Here is a 14,972-nt window from a genome sequence, read left to right on the forward strand (position 1 = left end):
CCATATGTCCACCAGCACTCCGTTGAGCCGGCTTGCTGAGCGCCTAAAGCGGCCCCTGCCCGGGGCCGGCCGACCCTCCCGGCTGCACCCCTCCGCCGTCTGGGCCGAGGCCCGCAGTACCGCCGCCCTGGCACTGGCTCCGGCCGGTCGCGCCGTCGGGGAGCGGTTCCGCCGACACCTCTGGCCCGTGCTCTCCGTCGTGAGCGTGCTCGGCTGGTCCGTGCTGGCCGCTGCGGTGCTGCTGTGGAGCGCCGGCCAGGCCTACGGCTGGCAGGAAGCCAAGGCCGCCGCGATCGCCGCCTTCGTCCTGCTGGTGCTGGCGGTCGGCTTCATCCTGGGCCGCTCCTCCTACGGCGTGCTGCTGGACCTCGCCCGGACCCGGGTGGCCGTGGGGGACAGCGCCGTCGGCAGCATCGCGGTGTCCAACACCTCCGCCCGCCCGTTGCTTCCCGCCACCCTGGAACTCCCGGTAGGCGCCGCCACTGCCGTGTTCCACCTGCCCCGGATGAAACCCGGGCAGGTCCACGAGGACCTCTTCACCATCCCTACCGCCCGCCGCGCCGTGATCGTGGTGGGCCCGGTCCGTTCCGTGCGCGCCGACCCGCTGCACCTGCTGCGCCGCCAAGTGCTCTGGACCGAACCCGAGGACCTCTACGTGCACCCGAAGACCGTGGCCCTGGCGGGTTCCGCCGCGGGCTTCATCCGCGACCTTGAGGGCATGCCCACCACCGACCTCTCCAGCGCCGATGTCTCCTTCCACGCGCTGCGCGATTACGTGCCGGGCGATGACCGGCGGCACATCCACTGGAAGACCACGGCGCGGACCAACAAGCTCATGGTGCGCCAGTTCGAGGAAACCCGCCGGGCGCACCTGGCCATTTCGCTCTCCACCAACACGGACGAATACGCCTCCGAGGAGGAATTCGAACTGGCCATCTCCGCTGCCGCCTCGATCGGGCTGCAGGCCATCCGGGAACAGCGCGACCTCGACGTCCTCACCCAGCAGGGGCCGTTGCGCTGCCAGACCGGCCGGAACATGCTCGATGACATGACCCGGATTGTCGGCGCGCCGCAGCGCAAGACCGCCGTCGACCTGGCCCGGACCCTGGCCGACACCGTGCCGAACGCCTCCGTGGTGTTCTTCGTGGTGGGCAGCAACGTCACCCCCACCCAGCTGCGCTCCGCCTCGGCTTCGGTCCCGCCGGGGGTGCGCAGCCTCGCCGTCCGGATCCAGGCCGGTGCCGCCCCGGCCCGGGCCAACATCGCGGACCTGACCGTGCTCACCCTGGGCGATCTCGCTGAGCTGGCCATCGTGCTGAGGAAGGCGGCAGCATGAGCACCACCACGGGCTTGCGTCCCCGCAACAACACCGCGGCACCCCGCCGCTCCGGCTTCGCCGACGGTCAGCCGGCCTGGCACTACGCGCTCGACGCCGGCGCCCTCACCGTGCTGCTGGGGCTCGGCGTGCTCGGCTTCAGCCTCAGCTTCGGCGGCGACCCGTACTACCTGGCCGCCGGCTTCGGCGGCATCCTGCTGGGCCTCGGCGTCGCTGCCGCCAAGGTGCACTTCCGGCTCGGCGTGCTGATTACCACCGCCCTCGCCGTGGGCGCCTACTTGGTTTTCGGCACTGCCTTGGCCGTTCCGGAAGCCTCGATCGCCGGCGTCCTGCCCAGCCTCGAATCGCTGCGGACCCTGCTGGTGGGTGTGGTCTTCGCCTGGAAGGACATGCTCACCGTCGGTGTGCCGGTCGGGACCGCGGGCGGCACCCTGATCGTCCCGTACTTGAGCTCGCTACTGACTGCCCTGGCTTCCGGGCTGCTGATCTGGCGGCTCAAGAGCCCGTACTGGCCGCTGCTGCCGGTGCTGCTGCTGTTCATCACCGGCATCGCCTTCAGCACCAACGCAGGCTTCCTCACCGTGGAACGCGGCATCTCGCTGACCGTGGTCGCGATCGCCTGGGCCACCTTCCGCCGCGACGCCCTGCGCAGCAACGACACCCGCAAGGTATCGGTGAACCGGCCGGACACGGACCAGACGGCGGCCCGCACGGCGCGGCTCCGCCGGGTGGGCACCGCCGCAGCGGTGATCGTCGTCGCCGTCGGGATCACCGCCGTCGCGTCCCCGCTGGTGGCCGCCGACGACGACCGGAAGGTGCTGCGCAACACGATCGTGCCCCCGTTCGACCCGAAGGACTACGTCACGCCACTGGCGAGCTTCCGCAACTTCGTCAAGGACAAAAAGGACGACAACCTCTTCCTGGTCAAGGGCCTGCCCAAGGACGGCCGGGTACGCCTCGCTGCCCTGGACGCCTTCAACGGCACCAACTACAACATGGACCCGAACGGTTCGGGCAGCTTCAGCAAGGTGGGCGACGCGAAGTCCCTGAACACCCTCGCCGACTCCACCGGGATCGTGCCGACCAACAACTACACCCTGGATATTACGATCGAGGACTACCAGGGCTACTTCCTGCCGGGCGGCCGCAAGACCACCGGGATCAGCTTTGCCCGGGACGGCTCGGGTGCAGCCTCCGGGCTGTACTTCAACTCCGGCACGGACACCGCCGTGACCACCCGCGGCCTGGGCAAGGGCGATTCCTACAGCGTCCAGGTGGCGGATCCTGCGATGCTGGAGCACGGCCAGCTGACCCAGTACGACTTCGCCAAGGTGTCGCTGCCGGATCCGGCCGAGGTCCCGCCGGTGGTCGGTTCGCAGGCAAACGACCTCGCCGCCGACGCGCCCACCGCGATCGACCGGGTCCGCCAGATTGAGGCGCACTTCCAGAAGCAGGGTGCCTTCAGCAACGGCCTGATCGCAGACGGGCAGCTCCCCAGCGTCTCCGGCCACAGCGCCAACCGCATCCGCAGCCTGCTGACGGCCAAGCAGATGCTCGGCGACGACGAACAGTACGCCGTGGCGATGTCCCTCATGCTGCGCCATCTGGGCATCCCCTCACGCGTGGTGATGGGCTTCTACCCGGACCCGAAGAGCCCGGAAAACGGTGCGGGCGAAGTGCAGATCACCGGCAAGGATGTGCACGCCTGGGTTGAGGTCGCCTTCGACCGGGTGGGCTGGGTGTCCTTCGATCCCACGCCGCCCAAGGACAACGTGCCGATCCCGCCGGATCCGGAGAACAAGTCCAAGCCCAAGCCGCAGGTCCTGCAGCCGCCGCCCCCGCCGCAGGAACCGGCGGAACTGCCGCCGGACTCCTCGCCGGACGCGCTCGACGCCGACCAGAAGAAGAACAACCCCTGGCTGTTCTGGGGCCCCCTGCTCGCCGCGATCGGCACGGCGCTGATACCGGTGGCGGTCCTCGCGCTGCCGCTGCTGCTGATCGCGCTGCTGAAGTCCCGACGCCGGAAGGCCCGGTTCACCGACGGGCACCCCGCGCAGCGCGTCGGCGGCGGCTGGAGCGAGGTGCTGAGCCTCGCGACCGACCTCGGCGCCGGGGTGGACAACCGCGCCACCCGCCGGGAGTCCGCCGTCGTGCTCGGCGAAGCGTTCCCTGCGAGCCAGGGCACCACCACGCTGCTCGCCCACCGGGCCGACGCCGCCATTTTCGGGGCAGCCGAGCCGAGCGAGGAGCAGGTACGTGAGTACTGGGAGATCGTCGACGGCTCGCTCAAGGAGATGACCGGGACCGTGGGCTTCTGGCGCCGCCAGCAGGCCCACTTCTCGCCCCGCTCATTGCTGGCCGACGGCCGGGCCGCGCTGAAGCTGCGCGGACTCCGCCCGGTCCTACCCGGCCGGCGCCGCGGCGGCGGCGTTCCCGGCGGGTCCGGCCGGGTGTCCGGCCCGGCTGCGGTTGACCCGGCCACCTTCGGTGCAGCTAGTACAGTGGAGCCCGGTCCGCACCAGGAACCACAGGGAACAGCCAGGAAGAACCGCAACGAGCCATGACCGACGACGTCGAGCGCTGCCCGCGCTGCCACCAGCCGATCCGGCCCGGCGCCGCGTTCTGCACCTCCTGCGCGGCGCCGCTGAGCAACCGTTCGGCGCGCAACGCCGGGCGAGCGGACGCAACTCCCGGTACTATCCCGGTAGCGCCTTCCGGGCACGTCGGTTCGTTCGTGCCGGGGCATGCGCCTGCCGGAGTGCAGCTGAACAGTCAGGGTGTGCACGGACAAGGGGGAGGTACCGTTTTGCCGAACAAGCTTGAGTTGGTTCCCGCGGACGCCGGAAAGCGGCTCGGCGCGGCGGTGCTGGACTGGACCGGCCCCGTGGCGCTCCTGGTGGTGCTCTTCGCCGTCGGCTTCGCCGGCGTCACCCAGACCCGCAGCGCCGGCACGATCATCTACAACACCTCCTCGCTGGTGCTCTTCGGCGGCATCGGGCTCGGGGCCACGCTCGTCTACACCTTGGTCCAGGCGATGATCGAGGGCCGGTCCGGCAACACCATCGGCAACCGCATCGTGGGGATCCGCAGCGCCGACGCCGATGGTTACGCGCCCGGCGGGGGAGCGGTCTTCCTCCGCGGCCTGATCACCGGGGCCGGTGTGCTGCTGGCCGCCCTGGCCGCCGCGCTAGTGGTTCTCTTCCAGTGGTTCGGTGCCGCGCTGGTGATCCTCGGACCGCTCGCCCTGGTGGGTGCCGCCTGGGCCGTCCTCGTGGTGGTCTCCAACGCCTGGGACCCCAACAGCAGGCTCCGCGGCTGGCACGACACGGCCGCCAAAACCCTCGTCTTCGACATCAAGGCCGGCCGGAACCCGATCACCACCGGCGGCATCCAGGGCCCCTACAGCTTTGCCCCGCTGGACCTTCCGCCGGTGCAGCAAGTCGCCTCGCCGGTGGCCGGCGCCGCCCGGCTCCAGCCACAGGCGGCGCCCGCGGCCGTGCCGGCTCCGGCGCCGGCTCCTGCGGCGGCGTTCCAGCCGGCATCCTTCCAGCCGATGCCCGCCGCCCCCGGCGCCGCCCCGATCGAGGCCGTCCGCAGCCAGGCCGTGAACAGCCGCGCGTTCAGCGCCCACCCCGACGACGACCACGACCGCACGCAGGTCCGCGGCGACAGCTCCGCGCCGGTCACCGTGGCCATCCTCCGGATCAGGATCGACGACGGCCGGGAAGTGGAACTGGACCGGTCCCTGCTGATCGGGCGCAACCCCGCCGGCCACCCCGGCGAGGAATCCGTGCAGTTGCTGCCGGTGGCCGACCCCGGACGCTCCATCTCCAAGACCCACCTCCATGTGCTGGCCGGAAACGGCGGCATCTGGGTGACGGACCGCAACTCCACCAACGGAAGCGCCGTCACGACGCCGGACGGTATCCGCACCGCACTGGCACCCGGGGAACCCACCCACGTACGCCCCGGATCCACCGTGCACTTCGGTGACCGCTCCTTCTACCTAGGACAGGCATGACATCCCAGCCGGCATCCGTTCCTCCCGCCGAAGCCCCCGGAACCACCCCCAGCAGTGCCCCGAGCCTCCGGCTCAACTGCGGCTACGGCACGGACCGCGGACTGCGCCGTGAGATGAACGAGGACTCCTTCATCGCGGCCGACCCGGTCTTCGCGGTCGCCGACGGCATGGGCGGCCACGAGGCCGGCGAGATCGCGAGCGGCATTTGCGTGCGCACCCTGTCCGAAATTCCCCAGCTCGCCACGGGGGAGCGGGACGCCACCGCCGCCGTCGTCCAGCAGTACCTGCTCGAAGCCGACGCCGGCATCCGCGAGGCGACCGGCTCCCGTGCCGGCACCACCCTCTCCGGCGTCGTCGTGGTGGAACAGTCGGGCATCCCGTACTGGCTGGTGCTCAACATCGGCGACTCCCGGACCTACCGGCTCAGCCAGGGCAAGCTCAGCCAGGTGAGCGTGGACCATTCCGAGGTGCAGGAGCTGGTTGATGCCGGGGAGATCACCCCGGCTGAGGCGGCCGTCCACCCGCGCCGCCACGTCGTCACCCGCGCGCTCGGCACCGGCGACGAGACCGAAGCCGACTACTGGCTGCTGCCCGTCGAGGAGGGGGACCGGATCCTGGTCTGCTCGGACGGTCTCAACGGCGAGCTCGACGACGAGCAGATAGCCCGCATCCTGAGCTCCGAGCCGGACCCGCAGGCCGCCGTCGACGAGCTGATCCAGGCAGCCCTGCGCAGCGGCGGCCGCGACAACGTCACCTGCATCGTGGTGGACGCGAGCAACGTGGCGAACGACGACGGCGCGCAGACCGCCCCGCGCACGCCGGCGGAGGCCGAAGACGAAAACACCCTGCCGCGCACCGAGGTGCTTGACGTCGCCCCCGACGGTGGAGTCGCCGGCACCGCGGCGAAGCAAGAAGGCGGGGCCGCAGCCGGATCCGGCGAGGAGCCCCATGGCGTTAGCTAACCGCTTGGCGGAAGTGAGCTACACACCGGGAACCTGGCTGGGCGTGGTCCGCTCCGGAACCGTGGTGTTGCTGCGTCCGGACACCGACCGCGCCCTGGTCGACTCGCTCTGGACCCTGCTGGCGGCAGACCCGGAGATTCATGAGGTCCTGGACGCCGTGACCTCGGCCTCGGGCGGCTCGCTCGCCCGGCTGCCCTGGTTCGGGATCGTGGGGTTGCGCGGTTCGCTGCAGGTGTTCCTGCGCGGCGAGATCGATCTGGACGTCCGGCTGGACGGCGGGGAATCCGTCGCGCTCAGCGGCCGGGACGTGACCACCTGGGCCGAACGGCGCTTTGCGGCGGCCGAGGGCTTCAGCGTCGCCGTCCCCACTGCACCTCCCGTCTCCCCCGCCGCCCCGCTGCCGCTGGGTGAGGGGGTGGTCCTGCTGCAGGGACTGCACTGCGGGCTGACCGGAAATCCGCCCGCCGCCGAGGTGCGGCCCGACGCGGTGCCCTTGGCTGCCGTCCCCGACGCCGTCCCCGCTGCCCTCCCCGGCGCCGCGCCTGAAGCCGCCGTCGAGGACCAGCTGCTGGCCGCCGCCGAAGCGGACATCGCCGCCGAACTGAGCGAGCTCGGCAGTTCCGCCGACACGGTGCTGGAACTCCCGGAGGAGGACCTCGACGCCGGACCGGAAACGGAGGTGCCCGCCCCTCCGCCGCCGGAACCCGCAGAGCCGAAACCCGCAGAGTCAGAACCCGCCGAATCCGAGCCCGCCGAACAGGAGCCGACCGGCAGCTACGACCACCTCTGGGAACAGACGGTGATGCGGAACATCGAAGACGCCGCCGTGCGCGAGGACCCGGAGGCCGAGGAGGAACCCGCGCCGGAGCCGTCCGACGCAGGGGAGCCCGACCCCGCCGCAGCGGCTATCGCCCCGGCGGAGGAACAGGTGGAGGAGCCCGCGGCACTCCCGGCGCCCGAGCCGGCGGCCCGACCGGCCGTCCCCAGCGGGCTGATCGACTCGGTGCCCTGGCGCACCGGCGGCGAGCGGACGCCCGCCGCCCCGCTGGCGCCGCGCGGCCCCGTCGCCCCGCCGTCGCTGTTCACCCCGCCGTCCCCGCAGCTGCCGGCCAGCCAGGTTCCGGAGCCTTCCGGCGATGCCGACCACGACGGCCAGACCATCATGAAGAGCGCCCTCATCGGCAGCCCCGCCGCAAGCCCGGGACACCCCAAGGACCCCGGCAGAGACACAGCCAAAGACCCCGGCACCGGTCCCATGGTGCTGGCCCGGGTGTGCCCGCAAGGCCACGCGAACCCGCCCACCAACGCCCAGTGCGCCTACTGCGGCCAGGCGCTGCCCGGCGACGGCGTCCAGGTCCGCCGCCCGAGGCTGGGCCGGATGCGGCTTTCCACCGGCGAACTGATCGACCTCGACCAGTCGCTGATCGTGGGCCGGCAGCCCTCCGTGTCCCGCGTCCAGGGCGCCGTGATGCCCAAACTGGTCCAGGTGGCGAGTCCCGGCGGCGACATCTCCCGCTCGCACGTGGAGGTCCGGCTCGAGGGCTGGCACGTGATGCTGTGCGACCTCAAGGCAACCAACGGCACGGTGCTGCTGCGCGAGGGCCAGGCCCCGCGCCGGCTCGCCCAGGGCGAGATGGCGATCCTGTTCGACGGCGACATTGCCGAACTGGGCGACGGCATCCAGCTGCGCTTCGAGGAGCTCCTGTGAACGCCAAACGTCCCGTCGCCCCGCCGCCCAGCATCCCGGGCTTTACCTACATCAGCCCACTCGGCTCGGGCGGGTTCTCGGACGTCTACCTCTACGAACAGGACCGGCCGCGCCGCAAGGTGGCCGTCAAGGTGCTGCTCTCGGATCTCAAAACCGAGGGCGCCCGCCGCCGCTTCGAGTCCGAGGCGAACCTGATGGCCCAGCTGTCCTCGCACCCTTACATCGTGACGATCTTCGAAGCCGAGGTCACCGACGCAGGGCACTCCTACCTGGCCATGGAGTACTGCTCCCGGCCGAGCCTGGACGTCCGCTACCGCCGCCAGCGCTTCAGCGTGGACGAGGTCCTGGCCGTCGGCATCCAAGTGGCCTCCGCCGTCGAAACCGCGCACCGCGCCGGCATCGCGCACCGCGACATCAAACCGGCGAACATTCTCGTCACGGACTACAACCGGCCGGCGCTGACCGACTTCGGCATCTCCGGCACCCTCGGCGGGGACCAAGACGAGGACGCGGGCATGTCCATCCCGTGGTCCCCGCCGGAACAGTTCAGCGACCGGCAGGTCGACGGCGTGCTGGTGGACGTCTGGGCGCTCGGCGCCACGCTCTACACGCTGCTGGCCGGCCGGTCCCCATTCGTGCTCCCGGGCGCGGACAACTCACAGCGCGAGCTGATCTCCCGGATCACCAGCTTGCCGGTGCCGAAGCTGGGCCGTGCCGACGTGCCCGAATCCCTGGAGCTTGCCCTGGCCACGGCGATGGCCAAGTCGCCCGCCTCCCGGTACTCCTCCGCCCACGCCTTCGCCCTGGCGCTGCAACGCATCCAGGCGGAGCTGAACCTCTCCGTGACGCCGTTCGAGGTCCTCGAAGAGCCCCGCACCGACGAGCCGCACCCCGATGACACCTTCGAGGAAACCCGCGTCCGCAGCGTCGCCGCGATCGACCCGGACGCCACCGGACACGCCCCGACCTTCCCGGCCCGGGTGCCGTCCGCAGCCTCGCCGGACGACTCGACCACCTTCAACAACCCGGGCATCCGGGACACCAACCGGGATACCGTCCAGCGGCCCGCCGCAGGGCCGGCCTTCGCGGGGCCGCCTGCCGTCGCTGCCGCGCCGCGCCCGGAGGACGACGACGTCGCGGCCACGGTCAACCGTTCTAGCGTGGCGCCGCGGGAGGAAGCCGGCGGCGGGACAGCCGGCGAAGCCGACGGCGGCCCCTCGGGCCACGGCCGCCGGAACCTCGTGCTCTCGATCGTGGGCGGTGCGGTCCTGGCGATCGCCGTCGTCGTCGGCATTATCGCCGGGACCACCGGACCCGCGCCGGCCCCCAAGGCGTCCGAGCAGCTCAGCAAACCGCCAGCGGACGCCCTGGACAACGGCACCGTCCCGGACGTGGCAGCGCTCTCCGGGCGGTCGGACAGTGCCGGAAAACTCACCTTCACCTGGAAGAACCCGCAGCCCAAGCCCGGCGACAGCTACAAGTGGCGGACCTACTCGCTGAAGGGCAACGGGGACTTCCAGGCCACCACCACGGCCAGGATCCAGGTGGAGCCCAACCCGGCAGGGGAGACCTGCATCCAGGTGATGATCGTCCGCTCCGACGGCGCGTCCTCGCCGATGGAACAGGACTCCATCGCCTGCGCCAGGAAATCCTGAGCACCGCATCCCGGCCCACGGCACACCCGATAACACCAAGGCATACTGCCCAACAAGGAGACAGCGACAATGGGGGACCTAGCGATAGATTTCTGCGGCGAATGGCACGAGCCATCCGACGAGGACATCTTCAGCATCGGCCGCGAGGGCGACCTCGAAGTGGACGACAACCCGTACCTGCACCGCCAGTTCCTGCAGATCGCCCGGTATGACGGCATCTGGTGGCTCAGCAACGTCGGCAGCATGCTCTGCGCGACCGTCGCGGACGCCTCCGGCGGCATGCAGGCCTGGCTCGCGCCGGGAGCCCGCATTCCGCTGGTCTTCAGCCACACCAACGTGATCTTCACCGCCGGCCCCACCACCTACGAGTTTGCCGTCCACCTCCGGACCCCGGCGTTTCGGCAACAGGCCCGCAGCGAGGACAGCGGCGGCGACACCACGATCGGACCCGTGGTCTTCACCGACTCGCAGAAGGCCCTGATCGTGGCCCTCGCCGAGCCGATGCTGCGCCGCGACGGAACCGGCTTCAGCGCCATCCCCTCCTCCGCGGAAGCGGCCAAAACCCTGGGCTGGGCGTTGACCCGGTTCAACAGAAAGCTGGACAACGTGTGTGACAAACTCGACCGGGTGGGAGTCGCCGGACTTCGCGGCGGAGCCGGCAAGCTCGCCACGAACCGACGCGCCCGACTCGTGGAACACGCCGTAACCTCCCATCTCGTGACCGCTGCCGACCTGGTGCTGCTGGAAACTCAGCGCGGAGGGGACGAAGGATGAGGATCCGGCTGACCCTGCGCCGCGACCCGGCCGAGGCGAAGGACCTCGCCGTCACAGTCGACGGCCTGGCCACGGTGGCGGACATCGCCACCGAGCTCTGGGCGGCGGACCCGGCACGGCGCGGAACCGCCCCGCCGTCAAACCTCACGCTCAGCATCGAGGAGGCCTTCGCCGCCGGCGGCCTTAGGGGCAGCGTCCTGAACCGGGAGGACAACCTGCTCGAATCCGGGCTGCGGCCCGGCTCGATCGTTGCGTTGACCCAGGTCAGCGAGCAGTTCGCGGTGCCCGGGGCGAACCGGGGACCCGCGGCGGCGACCTTGCGCGTCCTCTCCGGCCCCGACGTCGGCCGCGAATTTCCGCTGCCCTCCGGCACCAGCTACATCGGCCGGGACCGTGACGTCGACATCCGGCTGACCGACCCGTTGACCTCCAAGCGGCATGCCCGCATCACGGTGGGCGAAACCGTGGAGATCGTGGACACGAACTCCGCCAACGGCCTGCTGATGGACGGCCTGCCGGTCAGCCGTGCCACGCTGAACTCCTCGGACACGGTCACGCTCGGGGACACCACCGTGTCCGTGGTGTCCCTGGGCGGCAGCCAGGGCGCGGCACCGAGCTCCCCGCTGATCAATTTCAACCGCTCGCCCCGCGTCGTGCCCCGCTTCGAACCGCACAAACGGACGCTGCCGGCCGGTCCGAAGCGCCAGGAGCACCACCCGTTCCCGTACATCATGCTGGTGGCACCGCTGATGATGGGCGCCGTCATCTTCGCCGTCACGCAGAACATGATGTCCGTGGTCTTCATGCTGATGATGCCGCTCTTCATCGTCGGCCACTACGTGGACCAGAAGATGCAGGGCAAGCGGGAACGCAAGGAACAACTCAAGTCGTTCCGCGCCGCCATGGCCGCGTTCCGGGCCGACATTACCGCGCTGCAGAAAGTGGAACGCTCGGTCCGGCTGCAGGAAGCGCCGTCCGTGAGCGACACCGTGGACTCCATCTACAAACTGGGCCCGCTGCTCTGGACCCATCGGCCCGAGCATGCCGGCTTCCTCGGACTGCGGTTCGGGCTCGGCACGGCGCCGTCCCGGATCCAGTTCGAGGAGCCGCACAGCAACGAGACCGAGCCTGAGTACATGGCCGAAATCCAGCAGTGCATGGCCCAGTTCGGCAGCATCGAGGGCGTGCCGATCGTCTCACAGCTGCGCACCGCCGGCTCGTTCGGTCTGGCCGGCCCCCGCGGCCTCGTCGACGACGTGGCCCGCGGCATGGTGCTGCAGCTGGTGGGGCTGCATTCCCCGGCCGAAGTGGTGCTGACCGCCATCACCTCGGCGCAGTCCAAGGACCGCTGGGAATGGCTGCAGTGGCTGCCGCACGCAGGTTCCGGCCACAGCCCGCTCAGCGGCGACCACCTCGCCGCCGGGCCGGCCGGCGGCTCGGCCCTGCTGTCCAAACTTGAGGACCTGATCGACCAGCGCGAGGCCGCGGCACAGTCGCCGCGTCCGGAACTGCGCCCCGGCCTCGCGATCGAGGGCGCCGACGTCCCGGAACCGCAACTGCCCACCGTGCTGTTGGTGGTCGAGGACGACGCACCGGTGGACCGGGGGCGGCTCACCCGGGTGCTCGAACGCGGACCGGACTCCGGCGTGCACGTCATGTGGGTGGCCAGCTCCGTCCAGCAGCTCCCGGCAGCCTGCCGCGACTTCATGGCAGTCGACGGCGAACACGGCACCACCACCGGCCAGGTCCGGCTGGGCCGGCACACCTTCCCGGTCAGCTGCGAAAGCCTCGACGCCGGGCTCGCCGCCCAGCTGGCGCGCATGCTCGCCCCGGTGGTCGACGTCGGCAAGCCGCTCGAGGACGACTCCGACCTGCCGCGGGCGGTGTCCTACGCGACGCTGATCGGCAAGGACTTCCTGGACAACCCGCAGGCCGTCGCGGACCGCTGGACCGAGAACAACTCCGTGCACGCCAGCGCCAAGCCGAACCGCAAGGACAACGGCACACTCCGGGCCCTGGTGGGCTCCAAAGGCATCGAACCGCTGTACCTCGACCTGAAGAACGAGGGCCCGCACGCCTTGGTCGGCGGCACCACCGGTGCGGGCAAGTCCGAGTTCCTGCAGTCCTGGGTGATGGGCATGGCCGCGGCGTACAGCCCGGACCGGGTGAGCTTCCTGTTCGTGGACTACAAGGGCGGGGCCGCGTTCGCGGACTGCCTGCACCTGCCGCACACGGTGGGCCTGGTCACGGACCTGTCGCCGCACCTGGTCCGCCGCGCCCTGACCTCGCTCCGCGCCGAGCTGCACCACCGCGAGAAGCTGCTCAACCGCAAGAAAGCCAAGGACCTGCTGGAACTCCAGCGCCAGGCGGATCCGGAGGCGCCGCCCTACCTGATCATCATCGTGGACGAGTTCGCGGCCCTCGCCACCGAGGTGCCGGAGTTCGTCGACGGCGTGGTGGACGTTGCCGCCCGCGGCCGCTCGCTTGGCCTGCACCTGATCCTCGCCACCCAGCGCCCCGCCGGCGTCATCAAGGACAGCCTGCGTGCCAACACCAACCTGCGCGTGGCGCTGCGCATGGCCGACGAGGACGACGCGGTGGACATCCTCGGCGTGCCCACCGCCGCGTACTTCGACCCGTCCATCCCCGGCCGCGGCGCGGCCAAGACCGGACCGGGCCGGATCCAGGGCTTCCAGACCGGCTACGCCGGCGGCTGGACCACGGAGAAGCCGCAGCGCCCCCGGATCGACGTCGTCGAGATGGCCTTCGGGTCCGGCGCCCCCTGGGCCGCCCCCGCGGCCGAGACCCCGGCCCGGGAAGAACCCGCCGGGCCCAACGACATCGCCCGGATGACGGCGAACATCATCAAGGCGGCTGACGTGCTCGCCATCGAGCCTCCCCGCAAGCCGTGGCTGGACGAGCTGGCCACGACCTACGACTTCTCCCGGCTGCCGAACCCGCGCACCGACGAGCGGCTGCTCCTCGGCGTGGCGGACGACCCCGCGCACCAGGACCAGCCGACGGTCTTCTACGAACCGGACCGCGACGGCAACATGGCCATCTACGGCACCGGCGGCTCGGGCAAGTCGGCGGCCCTGCGCGGCATCGCGATTGCCGCCGCCGTGACCCCGCGCGGCGGTCCGGTCAACGTCTACGGCGTCGACTGCGGCTCCTCGGGGCTGAAGATGCTCGACGCGCTGCCGCACGTCGGCGAGATCATCAACGGCGACGACGTCGAACGCGTCGGGCGGCTGCTGCGCTGGCTGCGCGACCTCGCCGACGACCGTTCGGCCCGCTACGCCGAGGTCCGTGCCGCCACGATCGTGGAATACCGCGAACTGGCCAAGATGCCGGACGAGAAGCGCATCTTTGTCCTGGTGGACGGCATGTCCGCCTTCCGCGAGGCCTACGAATACAGCAAGCTCTCGGCGCTCTGGGACATTTTCCTGCAGCTGGCCACCGACGGCCGCCCGCTCGGCATCCACCTCGTCGTCACCGGCGACCGGCCTAACGCGGTGCCGGCGTCGCTGCTCGCCTCGATCCAGCGCCGGCTGGTGCTGCGGCTGTCCTCCGAAGACGACTACCTGTCCATGGACGTGCCCAAGGACGTGCTCGGCGCGGGCACCCCGCCGGGCCGCGGCCTGCTGGGCAACCTTGAGGTGCAGCTGGCGGTCCTCGGCGGGAATTCCAACCTGGCCGTGCAGGCGCGCGAGGTGCACAAGCTCCGCGAGGCCATGCTGCGCCAGGGCGTGGAGCGGGCGCCGCAGATCGAACGCCTGCCGGACACGGTGGACCTGGACGTGCTCCCGGCCGGCAGCCCGGACCTGCCGGTGATCGGCGTCGACGACGAGACGCTGCAGCCGGCCGAGATCCTGGCGAAGGGCCCGCTGCTGCTGGCAGGACCGCCGGGCTCAGGCCGCACCGTGGCGCTGGTAACCCTCGCCTACGCGCTGCGCCGGTCCAACCCCGGCGTGGAACTGATCTACCTCGGCTCGCGGCGGTCCGCCGCGGCGTCGCTCAAGCTCTGGGACCGCTCCGTGGTGGGCGCAGACGACGTCGAAGAGGCCATCGACGAATTGGTGGACTACTCCTCCGGCACACCGGGCAAGCTGGCGATCTTCATCGAGGGCCTGACGGACTTCACCGACACCCTGGCCGAGACGGGCATCGGCCGGCTGGTCACCGCGTCCATCAAGGCCGAACAGTGGGTGGTTGGCGAATCCGAGACCTCCACCTGGTCCTCGGCCTGGTCCCTGGCGCAACCGTTCAAGTCCGGCCGCCGGGGCCTGCTGCTCAACCCCGGGGACATCGAGGGCGACAGCCTGCTCAACACCTCGCTGGGCCGGATCAGCGGGGACTTCATTCCGGGCCGCGGCTACATCGTGGGCCGCGGCAAGGTCCGCAAGCTGCAGATCGCCCTGCCGCCGGAGAACCGGAACTAGCCCCCGGCGTCCCTCCGGGCCGATGGGGAGGCCTGCCCATCGACAGTTTTTTGCGCGGCAGGGTAGGTTCGAGG

The 14,972-nt window shown here is 70.9% G+C and carries 8 protein-coding genes; all 8 read left to right on the forward strand.

Going from position 1 to position 14,972, the window contains the following annotated elements; genetic code table 11:
* The first annotated feature begins 4 nt into the window (after nt 1–4).
* Complete coding sequence (locus HNO80_RS16960; RefSeq protein ID WP_175324021.1) at nt 5–1,336, forward strand: DUF58 domain-containing protein; 1,332 nt, start codon at nt 5–7, stop codon at nt 1,334–1,336.
* Nucleotides 1,333–3,900, forward strand: a complete 2,568-nt coding sequence (locus HNO80_RS16965; protein WP_175324022.1) for a transglutaminase-like domain-containing protein — start codon at nt 1,333–1,335, stop codon at nt 3,898–3,900. Before HNO80_RS16960 ends, HNO80_RS16965 begins: the two co-directional genes overlap by 4 nt.
* Entirely contained in the window at nt 3,897–5,357 is a 1,461-nt protein-coding gene (locus HNO80_RS16970) for an RDD family protein (protein WP_175324023.1), read from the forward strand. The genes HNO80_RS16965 and HNO80_RS16970 overlap by 4 nt, the downstream gene beginning before the upstream one ends.
* The gene (locus tag HNO80_RS16975; RefSeq protein WP_175324024.1) at nt 5,354–6,319 is read left to right on the forward strand and encodes a PP2C family protein-serine/threonine phosphatase; all 966 of its coding nucleotides are present in this window, start codon (nt 5,354–5,356) and stop codon (nt 6,317–6,319) included. Before HNO80_RS16970 ends, HNO80_RS16975 begins: the two co-directional genes overlap by 4 nt.
* Nucleotides 6,306–8,027 (forward strand): double zinc ribbon and FHA domain-containing protein, encoded by a 1,722-nt coding sequence (locus tag HNO80_RS16980; protein WP_175324025.1) that lies wholly within the window; start codon nt 6,306–6,308, stop codon nt 8,025–8,027. The genes HNO80_RS16975 and HNO80_RS16980 overlap by 14 nt, the downstream gene beginning before the upstream one ends.
* On the forward strand, nt 8,024–9,682 hold the full coding sequence (locus tag HNO80_RS16985; RefSeq protein ID WP_175324026.1) for a serine/threonine-protein kinase: 1,659 nt from the start codon (nt 8,024–8,026) through the stop codon (nt 9,680–9,682). The genes HNO80_RS16980 and HNO80_RS16985 overlap by 4 nt, the downstream gene beginning before the upstream one ends.
* A 69-nt stretch (nt 9,683–9,751) precedes the next feature.
* On the forward strand, nt 9,752–10,456 hold the full coding sequence (locus tag HNO80_RS16990; protein ID WP_175324027.1) for a hypothetical protein: 705 nt from the start codon (nt 9,752–9,754) through the stop codon (nt 10,454–10,456).
* Nucleotides 10,453–14,898: a type VII secretion EssC family protein gene (locus HNO80_RS16995; RefSeq protein WP_175324028.1), complete on the forward strand. Its 4,446-nt coding sequence runs from the start codon at nt 10,453–10,455 to the stop codon at nt 14,896–14,898. The genes HNO80_RS16990 and HNO80_RS16995 overlap by 4 nt, the downstream gene beginning before the upstream one ends.
* Nucleotides 14,899–14,972: the final 74 nt, after the last annotated feature.

This window comes from Arthrobacter sp. C9C5 (assembly GCF_013359735.1).
Classification (GTDB): Bacteria; Actinomycetota; Actinomycetes; order Actinomycetales; family Micrococcaceae; genus Arthrobacter.